Annotated in this window: 11 protein-coding genes and 1 pseudogene; 4 read left to right on the forward strand and 8 right to left on the reverse strand. The window is 70.1% G+C overall.

What is annotated here, in order from left to right; genetic code table 11:
• Nucleotides 1–43 precede the first annotated feature (43 nt).
• Nucleotides 44–1,588: a methyl-accepting chemotaxis protein gene (locus ACFJIX_RS28885; RefSeq protein ID WP_377156257.1), complete on the reverse strand. Its 1,545-nt coding sequence runs from the start codon at nt 1,586–1,588 to the stop codon at nt 44–46.
• Between the two features lie 139 nt (nt 1,589–1,727).
• Entirely contained in the window at nt 1,728–4,172 is a 2,445-nt protein-coding gene (locus tag ACFJIX_RS28890; RefSeq protein WP_377156259.1) for a DNA internalization-related competence protein ComEC/Rec2, read from the reverse strand.
• Nucleotides 4,173–4,262: 90 nt separating this feature from the next.
• On the opposite strand from ACFJIX_RS28890, the gene ACFJIX_RS28895 reads away from it, so the two are divergent.
• The 4 genes from ACFJIX_RS28895 to ACFJIX_RS28910 all read left to right on the forward strand — a co-directional run bounded on the left by ACFJIX_RS28895 (nt 4,263) and on the right by ACFJIX_RS28910 (nt 7,349).
• Entirely contained in the window at nt 4,263–4,730 is a 468-nt protein-coding gene (locus tag ACFJIX_RS28895) for a RidA family protein (RefSeq protein WP_377156260.1), read from the forward strand.
• Nucleotides 4,730–5,227 carry a disulfide bond formation protein B gene (locus tag ACFJIX_RS28900; RefSeq protein WP_377156261.1) on the forward strand — a complete coding sequence of 166 codons (498 nt, stop codon included), beginning with the start codon at nt 4,730–4,732 and terminating at the stop codon, nt 5,225–5,227. Before ACFJIX_RS28895 ends, ACFJIX_RS28900 begins: the two co-directional genes overlap by 1 nt.
• Nucleotides 5,228–5,276: 49 nt before the next feature.
• Entirely contained in the window at nt 5,277–5,666 is a 390-nt protein-coding gene (locus tag ACFJIX_RS28905; RefSeq protein WP_377156263.1) for a VOC family protein, read from the forward strand.
• Between the two features lie 93 nt (nt 5,667–5,759).
• Nucleotides 5,760–7,349: an alkaline phosphatase D family protein gene (locus ACFJIX_RS28910; RefSeq protein WP_377156265.1), complete on the forward strand. Its 1,590-nt coding sequence runs from the start codon at nt 5,760–5,762 to the stop codon at nt 7,347–7,349.
• A 145-nt stretch (nt 7,350–7,494) separates the two neighbouring features.
• Here the strand turns inward: ACFJIX_RS28910 and ACFJIX_RS28915 are convergent, their stop codons facing one another.
• The 6 genes and pseudogenes from ACFJIX_RS28915 to ACFJIX_RS28940 all read right to left on the reverse strand — a co-directional run bounded on the left by ACFJIX_RS28915 (nt 7,495) and on the right by ACFJIX_RS28940 (nt 15,131).
• Entirely contained in the window at nt 7,495–8,160 is a 666-nt protein-coding gene (locus ACFJIX_RS28915; RefSeq protein ID WP_377156267.1) for a helix-turn-helix transcriptional regulator, read from the reverse strand.
• 253 nt (nt 8,161–8,413) lie between these two features.
• Nucleotides 8,414–9,802 (reverse strand): DUF1501 domain-containing protein, encoded by a 1,389-nt coding sequence (locus ACFJIX_RS28920; RefSeq protein ID WP_377162035.1) that lies wholly within the window; start codon nt 9,800–9,802, stop codon nt 8,414–8,416.
• A gap of 38 nt (nt 9,803–9,840) precedes the next feature.
• Complete coding sequence (locus ACFJIX_RS28925; protein WP_377156268.1) at nt 9,841–10,860, reverse strand: DUF1800 family protein; 1,020 nt, start codon at nt 10,858–10,860, stop codon at nt 9,841–9,843.
• 106 nt (nt 10,861–10,966) lie between these two features.
• Nucleotides 10,967–11,695: pseudogene (locus ACFJIX_RS28930) on the reverse strand (DUF1800 family protein); the annotation flags it as partial.
• A gap of 292 nt (nt 11,696–11,987) precedes the next feature.
• Nucleotides 11,988–13,382 (reverse strand): DUF1501 domain-containing protein, encoded by a 1,395-nt coding sequence (locus tag ACFJIX_RS28935; RefSeq protein WP_377156270.1) that lies wholly within the window; start codon nt 13,380–13,382, stop codon nt 11,988–11,990.
• A 24-nt stretch (nt 13,383–13,406) separates the two neighbouring features.
• Entirely contained in the window at nt 13,407–15,131 is a 1,725-nt protein-coding gene (locus tag ACFJIX_RS28940) for a DUF1800 family protein (protein ID WP_377156271.1), read from the reverse strand.
• Nucleotides 15,132–15,196: the final 65 nt, after the last annotated feature.

Consider the following 15,196-nt stretch of genomic DNA (forward strand, 5'->3'; position numbering starts at 1 on the left):
CCGCTGAGCCGCCGCGTCTACGCCGGCGACAGCCCGCTGACCCTCACCCCGCCAGCTGGAACCTCGCCACCACCTGGCTCAGGCGCGCGGCCTGTTCCTTCAGCGCCTCGGCCGCGGCGGCGGACTCTTCGACCAGCGCGGCGTTCTGCTGCGTCATGCCGTCGAGCTGCGTCACCGCCGCGTTGACTTCCGACAGGCTCTGCGTCTGTCCGCCGGTGGCCGAGGCGATCTCGCGGATCAGCTGACTGACCTGCGTCACCGCGTCGACCACCTGCGTCATCGTCGACCCCGCGTCGCCGACGGCGCGCGAGCCGGTCTCGACCTGCTCGACCGAATCCGCGATCAGCGACTTGATCTCGCGCGCCGCCTGGGCGCTGCGCTGCGCCAGGCCGCGCACCTCGGACGCGACCACCGCGAAGCCCCGGCCCTGCTCGCCCGCACGGGCCGCCTCGACCGCGGCATTGAGCGCCAGGATGTTGGTCTGGAAGGCGATGCCGTCGATCACGCCGATGATGTCGGCGATGCGCCGCGACGACTGCTGGATGCCCGCCATCGTCGAGACGACCCGCCCGACCATGTCCCCGCCGCGGCTGGCCACGCCGGCCGCGTCCTGGGCGATGCGGCTGGCCTCGTCGGCGCTGCTCGCGCTCTGGCGGGCGGCATCGGTCAGCTGGTGCATCGCCGCCGAGGTCTGCTCCAGGCTGGACGCCGCCTGCTCGGTGCGGCTGGAGAGATCGAAGCTGCCGGTGGCGACCTCGCGGCTGGACTCGGCGATCTGATCGGCGCTGGCGCGCACCGTCGACATCGAGGCATGCAGCGCGTCGCGCATCTTGCCCAGCGCCCGCAGCAGGTCGCCAAGCTCGTCCCGGCGAGACGCCGCGGCGATGTCGCGCAGGTCGCCGTCGGCGATCCGGTCGGCCGCGGCCGAGGCCGCGCGCAGCGGCAGCGTCAGCGACCGCGTCAGCAGCCAGCCGACCAGCGCGCCCAGCGCCATGGCGACCGCGACCAGTGTCCAGATCGCGGTCAGCACGACGCGGTAGTCGGCGCGCGCCTGCTCGTGCGCGACATGGGCACCGTCGGTGTTGATCTTCACGAGTTCCGCCTGACGCTGGGTCGCGCCCCGGAACGCGGCGCGTGAATCGCCGCGCAGCAGGGTCACGGCCTCGTCCCGCTGACCGGCACCCAGCGCCGCCACGTAGCGCTCCTGCGTCGTGCGATACACCTGGACCTGGCGTGCGAGATCGTCGAAGACCTGCCGCTCCTTGTCGCTGGAGATGAGCTTCTCGTAGGTCGACAGCAGACCGGGCAGCACGCGCCATTGGTCGGTGAGCCGCGCCGCCTCGTCCGCGATCGTCTTCGGATCGCCGCCGACGAGCATCTGCAACTCCGCGCGGCGCATCTGGTTCATCGATTCGCCCATGGCGCCGAGCGTGCGCGTGCTGGGCAGCCAGTTGGTGGCCAGGTCCTCCACCTTGCCCTCGACCTGCGCCACGCGGCTCGCCGAGAAGGCGCCCATGGCCAGCATCAGCAGCACCAGCAGCGCGAAACCCAGACCGAGCCGCATTCCCACCTTCAAGTCGGACAGCATTCCCATGTGATCCTCCCATCGGCGCCCGTTGTGGCGTCGCCCTCGGAAGCTAGCACCTGTCCGGCGGCATGCACAGCCCCGGTGACAGGGGGCAGCACCGGTCGCACCCGGGGTGGAACGCGCTCAGGGTGGAACACCCTCAAGGGGGAACGCCAGGGGGAACAACGTCGGCGGCATCCGGCTCCGGAACGCTCGCGGGGAGGTCGGCGGGCGACGGCAGGGTCGGGAGGTCCGGGCGGACACCCGGCGGCAGGCGCAGCCAGTAGCGCCGACGCGTCGCCCGTTCGCAGTCGTCGACCGGTGGTGACCAGCGGTCGCTGCGCCAGCGCCACGCGCCGCAGTCCACCGTGTTGAGCAGCAGCGCGTCCGCGGCGAGGTAGCGCGCCACGACGTCCGGCTTCGGATGACCGAAGCGGTTCAGATAACCCGACTGAACCGCCGCCACGCGCGGCGCGACCGCCCCCACGAACGCGACCGTCGACGAGGTCCGGCTGCCGTGGTGCGGCACGACGAGGACCTCGGACCGCAGGCCGTCCCCGCCCTCCTCGCGCACCAGGCGCGCCTCCTGCGGCGCTTCGATGTCGCCGGTCAGCAGCACACGCCGGCCGGACGCCTCGACGCGCAGCACGCAGGAACCGGCGTTGCGCCTGGTCTCCTTGCGCCTCTGGCCCGCGCCATCCGGCTCGCCCGGCTCACCGTCGGCGATCGGCCACAACACCTCGAAACGCACGCCGTCCCAGGTCCATCGCTGTCCGCGCCGGCAACCCTCCCCGCCGGGCACGGCGCCGAGCCGGCGCTCGACCGGCATCCCCGCGAGCAGGCTCGCGGCGCCGCCCACGTGGTCCTGGTCCGCATGGCTGACCATCAGCAGGTCCAGTCGCCGCTCGCCGAGTCCGTGCAGCAGCGGCAGCAGCACGCGCTGCCCGGCATCGGAGCCCGGCCCCCACGACGGGCCGGCGTCGAAGACCATCGTGTGGCCCTGCGTGCGCAGGATCGTGGCGCCGCCCTGGCCGACATCGGGTAGCCAGAGGTCGAGGTGCCCCGGCGCAGGCCGCTCGATGACGGGCCAGAACATCGGCACGCACAGCGCGAGTCCACCCAGCCGCAACCGCCATGGCCACGGCATTGCGAGGACGGCACCGCCGACCAGTCCCAGCAACTGCGCCCACGGCGTCGGCCACGGCAGGTGCCAGACCGCCAGCGGCAGGACGCGCAGCGCTTCCAGCATCGCGTTCATGAGCGCGACGCACCACGCGCCCAGCGTCCACAACGGCGGACACAGCGCGCCGAGCATCGCCAGCGGCGTGATCACGTAGGACACCAGCGGGATGGCGAAGGCGTTCGCCACCAGGCCTACGATGGACAGTTGCTGGAACAGCAGCAGCGTCAGCGGCGCGAGGCCGAGCGTCACCACCCACTGCGTGTGCCAGGCGTTGCGCAGCGCGCCGCGCCAGCCGGGATCGGCGCGGTGGTCCGCCGCCATCAGCAGCGCGACGGCCACGAACGAGAGCCAGAAGCCGGCCTGCGTCAGCGCCCAAGGATCGGCGGCGCAGACCCCGGCGGCGGCGGCGCACAGGCTCATCGGCCACGGCCAGCGCGCGCCGGCCTGACGCAGGAGCGCGAGGATCGCGAGCAGCCCGACCGTGCGCTGTGACGGCACGCCCCAGCCGGAGAACAGCGCGTACAGCCCGGCGGCGACCACACCGATCCACATCGCCGCGCGCGGCGCGGGCAGGCACAGGCACAGCCGCGCGCTGCGCCGCCAGGCCCAGCCGGCGGCGGCGCCGGCGAGCCACGCGAACATCGTCACGTGCAGGCCGCTCACGCTGAGCAGATGCGACACGCCGGCATCGCGGTACAGCGCCCAGTCGGCGGCGTTCACCGCGCCTTGATCGCCCAGGCTCAGCGCGGCGAGCACGCCGGCACCGCGGCGGTCGCGCCGCTCGCTCAGTTGCCGGTCGATCGCGTCGCGCATCGACTGCCGCAACGCGTCGACACTGAAGCCGCTGGCCGACAGCCGCTCCTGTCCCTTGCTGCGGCAACTGCCGGCGGCCGGCAGGTCCTGGTCGAGCATCCACAGCGCCTGATCGAAGCCGCGAGGATTCATGAGGCCGTGCGGACGGCGCAGCTTGACGTCGAGGCGCCATCGCTCGCCGGCGCGCGGCGGGAGCGGCATCTGATAGCAGGACAACAGCACGCGCGGCGGCGCACCGGCGCTGACCGCAGGCGACTCGACGTCGAGGATGAAGCGCCAGCCCTCGACGCCGCCGATGCCGTCGGTGCGCTGGGGAAGACTGCCGATGCGCCCGGTGAGGGTCATGACCTGGCCCTCGCGGTCGGCGGCCGGCACCTCGGCCATGCGCGCGCCGGCCCGCGCCGCGGTGAGCCCGGCTCCGGCGATCGCCGCGAGCAGCGACCAGGCCAGCCAATGCGTCGTCCAAAGCGTCGTCCGGTGGGTGGTCCAACGGGTGGTCCGACGGGCGGCCCGCAACACCATCGTGAACACCAGCATCACGGCGATCGCGGTCCCGGTCCGCCAGGCGGCGGGACCGGGCAGTTCCGGGAGGACATGGACCAGCCCCATGCCCAGCAGGGCCGCGAGCGGGACCAGTGTCCAACACCAGGCCGGGGTGTAGGATTCCCGGCGTTTTTTTCCACTTCCGCGCAGATCCTCATGAGCACTTCCGTCTACGACCGCCTGACCCAACTCGGCATCGAACTTCCGCCGGTGGCGGTGCCCGCCGCGGCCTACGTGCCGTTCGTCCGCACCGGCAACCTCGTGTTCCTGTCCGGTCATATCGCGAAGAAGGACGGCAAGCCCTGGGTGGGCCAGCTGGGCAAGGACACCGACACGAAGACGGGCCAGCAGGCCGCGCGCGCGATCGCGATCGACCTGCTGGGCACGCTGCACGCGGCGGTCGGCGACCTGAACAAGGTCAAGCGCGTCGTGAAGCTGATGAGCCTGGTCAACAGCACCGGCGACTTCACCGAGCAGCACCTAGTGACCAACGGCGCGTCCGAACTGATCGGCGAGGTCTTCGGTCCCGAGAAGGGTGCGCATGCGCGCAGCGCCTTCGGCGTGGCGCAGATCCCGATGGGCGCCTGCGTCGAGATCGAGCTGATCGCCGAGATCGCCGACTGATGCGTGCGCTGACCCCCTCGCGCGTGCTGGCCTTCAGCGCGCTGGTGTCGCTCGCCGCCGTGGCGGCGGCGTTGGTGGCGCAGTACCAGTTCAACGTCAAGCCGTGCCCGTGGTGCGTGATGCAGCGGGGGATCTTCCTGCTGATCGCGGTGGTCAGCGCCCTGGGCTGGGTGCTGCAGCGCGTGGGCTTCGTGCGCGTGCTGTCGCTGCTGCTGTCGGCGGCGCTGGGCGTGGCGGGGCTGTTCGCCGCGGGTTACCAGCACGAGGTTGCCTCCAAGCTGGCCAGTTGCGACATGACCTTCGCGGATCGCGTGCTGACGATGTTCAAGCTGGAGGATCGGATCCCGAGCATCTTCATGGTCACGGCCAATTGCAGTGAAGCGTCCGCGTACACGCTGCTCGGTCTGCCCTACGAGATCTGGAGCGGCGCCCTGTTCACCCTGATCGCGCTGCTGTGTCTGCTGACGCTCAAGCGCGGAGCGGTGCATCGTCGGTGAGACGACCGTCGATGTCTTTGAGATCGATCAACCTGTCGGGAGTTCCCACATGAAGCGAGTCACTGGCATCGGCGGCATCTTCTTCAACGCCAAGGACCCGGCGGTCCTGCGCGACTGGTACCGGACGCATCTGGGCGTTGACGTCCAGCCGTGGGGCGGCGCGGCGTTCACGTGGACGGACGACGCGGGCCAGCCCACGGGCGGCTCGACGATCTGGTCCATCGGCGCGGCCGAGGGCGGCGACGGCTTCGGGCCGAACAAGGCGCCCTTCATGATCAATTACCGGGTGGCGGACCTCGCGTCGCTGCTGAAGGCGCTGCGCGACGAGGGCTGCAACGTCCTCGAGAAGACCGACGACTCGGAGTACGGCAAGTTCGGCTGGGTCATCGACCCGGAAGGCAACAAAGTCGAGCTGTGGGAGCCGCCAGCGGGGCAGTGAGGACAGTCGGCTGACGCTGGCCGGTCACCGCCTCGTCACACCCTCCCGGCAGCATCGCGGGCTTCGCCTTTCTGATCTCTCCGGGAGACCCGCATGGACCGCCGCCGCTTCCTCCACGCCAGCACCGTTCTTGGAGGCGCCTCGCTGCTGACGCTTCCCAGCGTCCATGCGCAGGCTCCTGCCGTCATCACGCGCGACGCGATGCGGCCGCAGATGCCGCACGGCATCCAGTCCGGCGATCCGGTCGCAGACGGCGCCATCGTCTGGACCCGCGGCGACCGCCCGAGCCGCCTCTGGCTCGAGTGGTCCACCACCGCCAGCTTCGCCAACCTGCAGCGCGTGCGCGGACCGCATCTGCTCGAGGACTCCGACTTCACCGGCCGCATCGACCTGCGCGGCCTGCCCGCCGGGCAGGAGATCTTCTATCGCGTGGTGCTGCAGGACCTGCACAACGAGCGCGTGCTGTCCGAGCCCGTCGCCGGACATCTGCGCCTGCCGGCCGCCTTCGGCGCGAAGGGCCTGCGCGATGTCCGCTTCGCCTGGAGCGGCGACACCTGCGGCCAGGGATGGGGCATCAACGAGCAATGGGGCGGCATGAAGATCTATGAGCAGATCCGCCGCATCAATCCCGACTTCTTCCTGCACAGCGGCGACACCATCTACGCCGACAGCCCCATCCCCGCAGAGATCAAGCTCCCCGACGGATCGCTCTGGCGCAACCTCGTCACCGAGCAGACCAGCAAGGTCGCCGAGACGCTCGACGAGTACCGCGGCCGCTACCGCTACAACCTGATGGACGCCAACGTCCGCCGCATGTCGGCCGACGTGCCGCAGATCTGGCAGTGGGACGACCACGAGGTCACCAACAACTACTCCGACAGCAAGGACCTCTCCGGCGACGCCCGGTACACCGAGAAGAACATCCCGCTGCTCGTCGCCCGCGCCACCAAGGCCTTCCAGGAATACGCGCCGATGCGCCGCTTCGGCGACGTCGAGAGCGAACGCATCTACCGCCACCTGCCGCAGGGGCCGCTGCTGGACGTCTTCGTCGTCGACATGCGCAGCTACCGCGGCCCCAACAGCGCCAACCTCCAGACCGAGGAGAACGCCGACAGCGCCTTCATGGGCCGGCCGCAGATCGCGTGGCTGCTCGAAGGACTGAAGCGCTCGAAGGCTGTCTGGAAGGTCATCGCCGCCGACATGCCGATCGGCCTGCACGTCAACGACGGCAAGGACGCCGAAGGCCGCGACAAGTGGGAGGCCATCGCCAACGGCGACGACGGCGCGCCGCGCGGCCGCGAGCTGGAAATCGCGCGCCTGCTCAGCGAGATCAAGCGCCACCAGTTGCACAACATCGTCTGGCTCACCGCCGACGTGCACTACACCGCCGCCCACTACTTCGATCCCGCCAAGGCGAAGCACACCGACTTCCTGCCCTTCTGGGAATTCGTCTCCGGCCCCTTGCACGCTGGCGGCTTCGGCCCCAACAAGGCTGACGGCACCTTCGGCATGCAGGTCGCGTATCAGAAGGGGCCAGGCATTGCCAACGCCGCCCCGGCGCCCGACACGCAGTTCTTCGGCCAGGTCGACATCGACGCAAAGACACGTGCGATGACGGTCACCCTGAAGGATCTGGAGGGCTCGACCCTCTACAAGAAGACGCTGGAACCGAAGCGCGCCTGAAGCTCGTTGCAGTCCCCGGTATCAAAACCGGGCAAGTACGGTGATGGTTGGGGACGGGAGGTCGAGGGGTTTTGGCGCTTGACGCCAAGGCCCCTTGACCTCGCGGCCAACGCACGATCCTCAGCAGGAAGGCAGGCAGGCAGCCTCAAACCCGCTCGATCACCCGCAACACGCCCTGCATCGGCGGCAACTGCGCCACCATCGACACCAGGTCGCGGATGCTTTCCGTCGCCGTCTTCGCTCGCACGCTCGCGATCTGCGTGCGCACGGTCGAGATGGCGACCCCGTGGCGATGCGCGATCTCCTGCGGTTGCAACCCGGAGCAGAGCGACTGCAGCACCTGCAGCTCCGCCGCCGTCAGTTGATGTTCACGTGCGAAGGCGAGCATCGGCAGTTCCCCGCACAGATTGCGTTTGCCGAGCACGACCATCGCCTGCGACGGCCGTCCGTGCCCGTCCTGCAGCGGCAGCACCGACAGCGACAGGCGCCCCGGCCCGCGCCCGAGACAGATGAGATGCCGCAGCCCGCGCTGCACGTCGGCCAGCGCGCTTTCCAATCGCAATTGATCGTTGCGCTGCGCCGCGATCAGTTGACCGTCGACGATCTGCAGCGGCGACGTCTCGTCGAGCTGCCGCCGCGCGGTGCTGTTGGCATAGAGCAGCAGCCCCTCGCCGGCGACGAGACAGACCCCGAGGTCGATCTCTTCCAGCGCATGGCGCCACCACCGATCCGGCGATCCGCGCCGGCGTTCCGGTCCTCGATAGGCCATCAGCCGACCCAAGTCCGGGGTCCTCCCCAACATTCCGTCCATCTCAGCCTCCCTGATCGGGCCATGCGTGGATCGCCGCCCTCGACTGCGCACGGTCTTGTCGCCGTGATCGATGTGCGGGGCGTCGTCGAGATGTTAGGAGAACGTCAGGGTCTTGCGTAGCAGAACTCGACCGGCGGCGCCCCCTAGGGTTGGGGGAGCGGGCATGTCGGTTTCCGGGCCGATTTGCCGGGAGCCCGCCGGATCGCGGAGAAACCCCTATCCATCGGGGTCATCTGCGATCCACGATGGTGCGTCAGGACATGAAGCCGAGATCCGTGCCGGCGAAGTTGCCGATGTTGGGCAGCACCGTCCGCAGCTCCGAAGGCGGCACGCCCATCCACAGCGCCAGCGTCGACGCGAGCTGGTCCACCGAGGTGGTCGGCAGCAGCCGGCCCTGGCCGACGTCGCCCGGCCCGTTGACGCTGACCGACGGCGCCGTGCCGTAGAAGCGTCCGCCCTTGACCGCCCCGCCCATCACCAGGTGATGCGCGCCCCAGCCGTGATCGGTGCCGTCGCCGTTGCTGCTGAGCGTGCGGCCGAAGTCCGACGCGGTGAAGGCCGTCACCTGATCGGCCATGCCCAGCTCCCGCAGCGCGGCGTCGAAGCTTGCCATCGCCCCGCCGACCTGCTGCATCAGCGCCGGATGGCGCGTCGTCAAGCCGTCGTGCAGGTCGAAGCCGCCCAGGCCGACGAAGTAGACCTGCCGCGTCATGCCCAGCGAGGAACGCGCGGCAATCAGGCTCGCCACCATCTTCAGCTGTCGCGCCAGCGCGTCCGCCGCGAAGGCGGTGGACAGCGTCGCCCCGCCGGTCAGCGCGGTGCTCAGCGTCGTCTGCAGATCGATCGAGCGGGCGGTCACGCGGTTGAGCTCCGATTCCATCGGGTGGGTTCGCTCCTCGGTGATCAGCGCCCGCAGCAGTTTGGCGCAGGAGGTCGACCCGAACACCTGGCTGCCGATGCCGGTGATCGGCTTCTTGCCGCCCGGGCCGGTCAGGTACTGGAACGCGGCGTCGCCGGCCTGGAAGACCGCGTTGCCGTAGACATTGATGCAGGTCAGCCCCGCGCGGCCGTTGCCCGACAGCATGAGGTCGGCCATGCGACCGCCCCACCCGGTCCGCGCGCCCTCGACGTTGGAGGACTGCCAGAGGCTGGACTGGTCGTTGTGGGAGAACAGCTTGGGCGGCGCCGGCACCGCGCCGGACTTGAACTGCGCCAGCGTCATCGGCGCGGTCAGCGTGCCGATGTTCAGCATCACCGCGAGCCGGCCAGCGTCGAAGACGGGCTTGATCGCCGAGAGCCCCGGCGCCAGCGCCATCTGGCGGCCGTCCGGCAGCGCCACCGTCGGCGCCAGTGCGGTGGCCGCGAGCGCGTCGCGTCCGATCGCCAGCGTCGGGCGGATGGCCGTGTAGGCCTGGTGGCTGACGGCGTCGTACGGGATCACGGTGTTGCCGTGGTCGTTCCCGCCGTACAGGAACACGCACACCAGCGCCTTGTAGTCGCCGCCCGTCGTCGCGGCGGCGGCGTCGCCGATCGCGGCGAGCTGCAAGGCCCACGGCGCGGCAGCGCCCACGGCGGACGCGACCGAAGCGCGCTTGAGGAACTCGCGACGATGCAGCGAGGACAGCTTGGACACATGAGCCACGGAAGTTCTCCGGTGAACGTCGCCGCACGGCGACGTCGTCATTTCTGGATCTGGTATTCGGGGCAGGCGAGCAGCAGCATCCAACCGGCGCGAGCACGGTTGATCTTGCCGTCGTCGGTGTTGGCCGCGATCGTCGTGACCGCGGCCGCGATGCGCTGCTGCGTCGCGTCGGAAACCGCGCCGCCGCCGAGCAGCAGCGCCTGCCGCGCCACCATCGCGCGTGCGTCGGTGGAGAGCGCCATGTCGTCCGTCAGGTCCGGCTTCGCATCGCCCTGCCCGGTCGTCAGCAGCGTCTGCATGAAGTTCAGGTAGCCGGTGACCGTCACCTCGTTGAGCAGCTGGAACTCCGGCGCGGTGACGCCGGTCGCCGTCATCGACGAGTTCGGCGGCACGTAGCCCGGCCGATAGAAGTTGAAGACCGACGGGCTGAAGAACGGGCTCTGGCCGAGCCGGGTCTCGGGGTCGCTGGTCTCGGGGATGGTCCACTGGCCGGCCGAGCTCAGCTTGACCGACCTCGCCACCTGGACGAAGCGCAGTACCGGCTCGCGCAGCTTGCCGGAGCTGCTCACGCCGGCCTCGATCAGGCGCGCCTCGGGATCCAGCAGCACGGCGCGCAGCACCGCCTTCAGGTCGCCGCGCACCCCTTGGCCGTTGTTGTTGAACACCTGCGCCACGCGCTGCACGTAGGCGCCGCTCGGGTGGGAGCAGACGAAGCGCTGGATCAACTGCCGGCCGAAGAAGGGCCCGACGTTCGGATGATTGGCCAGCGTGTCCAGCGCCTGGCGCAGCGCGGTCGGGCCGTCGACGCCCGCGGAGATGGTGCTGCCCAGCACCGACTTCGCGCCGCTCGAGAAGTTGGCCGCGTTGTGCACCATCGGCCGGCGCATGAAGGAAGGATCGGCACCCGCGGCGTTCGCGGTGTCGAAGTCCCACCCGGTGAAGGCGCGCGCCAGCTGCGTCACCGTGGTCTGGTCGTAGGTCTCGATCGGCCGGCCGGCGGCGGTCTGCACGGAGCCGTCCAGGTTCAGCTGCACCAGTCCGATGGTGAACAGCTGCATCACCTCGCGGGCGAAGTTCTCGTCGGGTTGGCGGCCCTCTGCCGTCGTCGTTCCGGCTGCCGCGCATGGCCAGGAAGGTGCCCATCGCCGGCGACAGCGCCACCGCCTCCAACAGGCCGCGGAAGGTGCCGAACGCATGGTCCTCCAGCACGTCCGCGTAGGCGGCCAGCATCATCGTGCGCCACGGCAGCGTCGCGCCCACGGCGGAGACGACGAAGATCTCCGACAGCGCCAGCACCATGCGCTGCCGCAGTTGGTCCGGAGAAGCGATGAGCTTGCGCCACACGCTGTTGGGGAAGCCGTCGAAGTTGGCGTTCTTCCTGGCGTCGGTCGCGTAGCCGTTGCGCGTGAGCCAGTCCCAGTGCGACTCGGTGCGCGGCGCGAGGAACTGCAGGTCCAGCCAGTTGTTGTAGCCGACGGACTTCAGCGTGGCGATGTCGGCCTCGCTCGCGGCGAAGCCCGCCTGCGCGAGGAAGCGCGAGGCCTGGACGTCGTTGGGCAGCGGCAGGACGATGCTGGCCGCGGGAGCGGGCGACGGGGCCGGTGCGGGGTCCGGCGCGGGTGCGGGCGGGGGTTCAGGAGCAGGCGCTGGTGCCGGCGCAGGCGTCGGGCCCGGCGCCGGCGAGGGCGCTGGAGCGGGCGAGCCGTCGGGCGTCTGCCCGGAGCCGGACGGGGCTGCGGACGAATCGCCGCCGCCTCCCCGCCGCCGCAGGCGCTGAGGGCAGCGGCAGCAACCGTGACGGCTGCGGAAGACCAGGGGAAACGGAACATGGTGGGGGTGCGTCGTTACTGCTGACGGCCGCGACTCTGAGAGTCCCGCCCCCGAAATCAGCATCCGATCCGCAACAGCGGAAAGGCCCGGAAACGCATCCGGTTACCGTGCCGTTCGACCTCGACAGTCGCCCGTTTCCCCCGTGATCATCGGCGCTCCCGGCGATCGACCGGTATTTGTTCCGGCTTCCTCGAACGGCCCGTGCGACTTCTCACGACCTGACCCTCCGGTCCCGTCCCGATCCCGTCGACGCGGTCCCGACGCGTCCTCGATCCCCTGTCCCGGCGACCTCGCCCGATGTAATTGGCGCGTACAAACCGGCCAGTCCCGGCGATCGCCGCCGAGATGTTCGAAATCAGGCCGCAAAGAGCCCGAGGTCTTTCTGGTTGAAGTTCACGATCCCCGGAAGGATCCCCGGCAGGTCGGTCGCGGGCACGCCCATCCACAGCGCCAGCGTCGCGGCCAGTTGGTCGACCGAGGTGGTCGGCAGCAGCCGGCCCTGGCCGACGTCGTCGGGTCCGTTGACGGCGACCGTCGGCGCCGTGCCGTAGAAACGACCGCCCTTCACCGCGCCGCCCATGACCAGGTGGTGGCTGCCCCAGCCGTGGTCGGAACCGTCGCCGTTGGAGCTCAGCGTGCGACCGAAGTCGGAGGCCGTGAAGGTCGTGACGTTCTGGGCGACGCCGAGCTCGACCAGCGCCGCGTCGAAACTCGCCATCGCGCTGCCGACGTTGCCCAGCAGCACCGGCTGCTGCGACATCAGGTTGTCGTGCAGGTCGAAGCCGCCGATCGACACGAAATACACCTGCCGCTGCACGCCCAGCGAGGCGCGGGCGCCGATCAGGCGTGCGACCGTCTGCAGCTGGGCCGCCAGGCCGTTGCCGTTGGTCTCGAACGGCGTCTGCAGCGTGGTGGTGGACAGCGCCGTGGTGATGGTGCCCTGCGCGTTGACCGAGCGCGCGGTGACGCGGTTCAGCTCCTGCTCCATCCAGTGCTGGCGCTCGCCGGTGATCATGCCGCGCAGCGCTTCCGCACACGCGGCGGAGCCGAACAGCGAGCGGTTCGCGCCATTGATGGCGACGGCGCCGCTGCTGCTCATCTGGTACTGCACCGCCTGGCCGCCCGACATGAAGACGGCATTGCCGGAGACGTTGATGCAGCTGAAGGTGGCGTTGCCGTTGCTGGAGAGGAACTGGTCGGCCACGCGACCGCCCCAGCCGGAGGTCGCGCCTTCGGGCCGCGACGATTGCCAGAGGCTGGACTGGTCGTTGTGCGAGAACAGCTTGGGCGGCAACGGCACGTTGGCGGCCTTGTACTGGGCGAGCGTCGTCGGCTGCATCAGCGGGCCGATGTTGAGCATCACCGCGAGCCGGCCCGCGTCGAAGACCGGCTTGAGCCGGTTCATCGTCGGCGCCAGCGCCAGCTGCCGGCTGTCGGGCAGCGCGAGGGACGGCGTCAGCGCCGTGGCGGCGAGCTGATCGCGCGGGATCGCCAGCGCCTGGCGGATGTTGGCGTAGGCCTGGTAGTTCGCCGTGTCGTACGGGATCACCGTGTTGCCATAGTCGTTGCCGCCGTACATGAACAGGCAGACGATGGCCTTGTAGTCGCCCGGCGCGGCGGCCGCGGCGGCCTCGCCGATGGCGGCCAGCTGCAGCGCCCAGGGCGCGGCGGTGCCGGCGATGGAGACCGCCGAGGCGCGCTTGAGGAATTCGCGACGGCGCAGCGAGGGAAGCTTGGAGAGGTGGGTCATGGTCGGCACTCCGCTCACGGCTGGTTATTTCTGGACCTGGTATTCGGGCGCCGCCAGCACCATCAGCCAGGAGGCCTTGACGCGGTTCAGCTTGTTGGTATCGGTGTCGGCCTTGATCGTGGCGACGGCGGTGGCGATCGTGGTGATCGTGGCCTCCGAGATGTCGCCGCCGCCCATCAGCTGCGCCTGGCGCCGCACCAGCGCCGGGACGTCGGCGACCAGCGCGAGATCGGCGGTGTAATCGGGCTTCATGTCGCTGACGCCGTTGCCGATCAGGCCTTGCATGTAGTTCAGGTAGCCGGCGACGGTGCTCTCGTTGCAGAGCTGGAACTCGGGCGCGGTCACGTTGTTGGTGCCCAGCTGCGAGTTGGGCGGCACATAACCGGGCCGGAAGAAGTTGAAGACCGAGCCGCTGCGCATCGGGCTCTGCCCCAGGCGCGACGACGGGTTGCTGGTGTCGCCGACGGCCCAGAGGTCGCCGGGCGAGCTCAGACCGACAGTGCGCGCCCACTGGATCATGCGCTGCAGCGGCTCGCGCAGCTTGCCGGCGCTGGGCGCGGTGGACCGCGTGCGGGCCTCGGTGTCGAGCAGGATCGCGCGGATCACCGCGCGCATGTCGCCGCGCACGCCCTTGCCGTTGTTGTCGAAGACCGCGGCGACGCGCTGCACGTAGGCGGGGCTCGGGTTCGAGGCCACCAGACGCTGGATCAGTTGCCGGCCGATGAACGGGCCGACATTGGGATGCGCGGTCAGCGTGTCCAGCGCGACCTTCATCGCGGCGGCGCCGTCGGCCGTCGCGGGGATGACGGCGTCCAGCACCTTCTTCTCGCCGGTGGAGAAGCGCGAGGCGTTCTGCCGCATCGGGCGCTTCATGTAGCTGAAGTCGAGCCCGTCCACGTCGGAGGAGTCGACGTCGAAGTCCCAGCCCGTGAACACACGCGCCAGATCGGTGATCTGCTGCAGCGTGTAGGTGTCGACGGTCTTGCCGTTGACCATCTTGGGCGTGCCGTCGGCATTGAGCTGGTTCAGGCCGATGGTGAACAGCTGCATCACCTCGCGGGCGTAGTTCTCGTCGGGCTGGCGGCCGCTCTTCACGTCTTCCTTGCGGTTGCCGCGCATGGCCAGGTAGACGCCCATCGCCGGGGACAGCGTCACGCCCTCGATCAGCGCGCGGAAGCTGCCGAAGCAACGCTCTTCCAGCATGTCGACGTAGCCGGCGGTCGCGAATTGCGGCCACGCGATCGGCAGGCCGTTCATCGAGACGACGAAAATCTCCGACAAGGCCAGCACCACGCGCTGGCGCAACTGGTCGGGCGAGCCGATCAGCTTGCGCCACAGCGTCGCGTCGACACCGTCCAGGCTGTAGCGGTTGGCCTCGGCGCCCTTGCCCTTGGCCACGAGCCAGTCATAGTGGCTCTGCGTGCGCGGCGCGTCGAACTGCTGGTCCAACCAGCGCGCGAAACCGACCGTCTTGACGCTGGTCAGGTCCGCCGCGCTGGCGGCAAAACCGGCCTGGCCGAGGAAGCGCGCCGCCTCGGGCTCGGTCGTGGGAACGTTGGTCTGGGGATCGCTGTCCGGGCCGGCGGTGCTGTCGCCGCCCCCACCGCCGCCGCCGCAGGCCGCGAGCAGTGCCGCAGCAGCAGCCGCCGCCAGGGCGGCCGTCGTGCCGACGGTGGTGGTGTCTTCAACGACGCGATCGTCGTCGGGCAGTGCGGGCGGTGCAAAGTGGGTAGTGGCGGCGGCAGTCATCTCGGCATCGGCTCCAGGCAGCGGATGCGGGATGGTGGCGAGGACCGGACTTCAATTCACCGTCA

The sequence above is a fragment of the Roseateles sp. UC29_93 genome (assembly GCF_042695725.1).
Lineage (GTDB): Bacteria > Pseudomonadota > Gammaproteobacteria > Burkholderiales > Burkholderiaceae_C > Roseateles > Roseateles noduli_A.

Coding starts and splice junctions, on each gene's coding strand:
- ACFJIX_RS28885 (WP_377156257.1), bottom strand. CDS start 1,588: ATGCTGTCCGACTTGAAGGTGGGAATGCGGCTCGGTCTGGGTTTCGCG.
- ACFJIX_RS28890 (WP_377156259.1), bottom strand. CDS start 4,172: ATGGGGCTGGTCCATGTCCTCCCGGAACTGCCCGGTCCCGCCGCCTGG.
- ACFJIX_RS28895 (WP_377156260.1), top strand. CDS start 4,263: ATGAGCACTTCCGTCTACGACCGCCTGACCCAACTCGGCATCGAACTT.
- ACFJIX_RS28900 (WP_377156261.1), top strand. CDS start 4,730: ATGCGTGCGCTGACCCCCTCGCGCGTGCTGGCCTTCAGCGCGCTGGTG.
- ACFJIX_RS28905 (WP_377156263.1), top strand. CDS start 5,277: ATGAAGCGAGTCACTGGCATCGGCGGCATCTTCTTCAACGCCAAGGAC.
- ACFJIX_RS28910 (WP_377156265.1), top strand. CDS start 5,760: ATGGACCGCCGCCGCTTCCTCCACGCCAGCACCGTTCTTGGAGGCGCC.
- ACFJIX_RS28915 (WP_377156267.1), bottom strand. CDS start 8,160: ATGGACGGAATGTTGGGGAGGACCCCGGACTTGGGTCGGCTGATGGCC.
- ACFJIX_RS28925 (WP_377156268.1), bottom strand. CDS start 10,860: ATGCAGCTGTTCACCATCGGACTGGTGCAGCTGAACCTGGACGGCTCC.
- ACFJIX_RS28935 (WP_377156270.1), bottom strand. CDS start 13,382: ATGACCCACCTCTCCAAGCTTCCCTCGCTGCGCCGTCGCGAATTCCTC.
- ACFJIX_RS28940 (WP_377156271.1), bottom strand. CDS start 15,131: ATGACTGCCGCCGCCACTACCCACTTTGCACCGCCCGCACTGCCCGAC.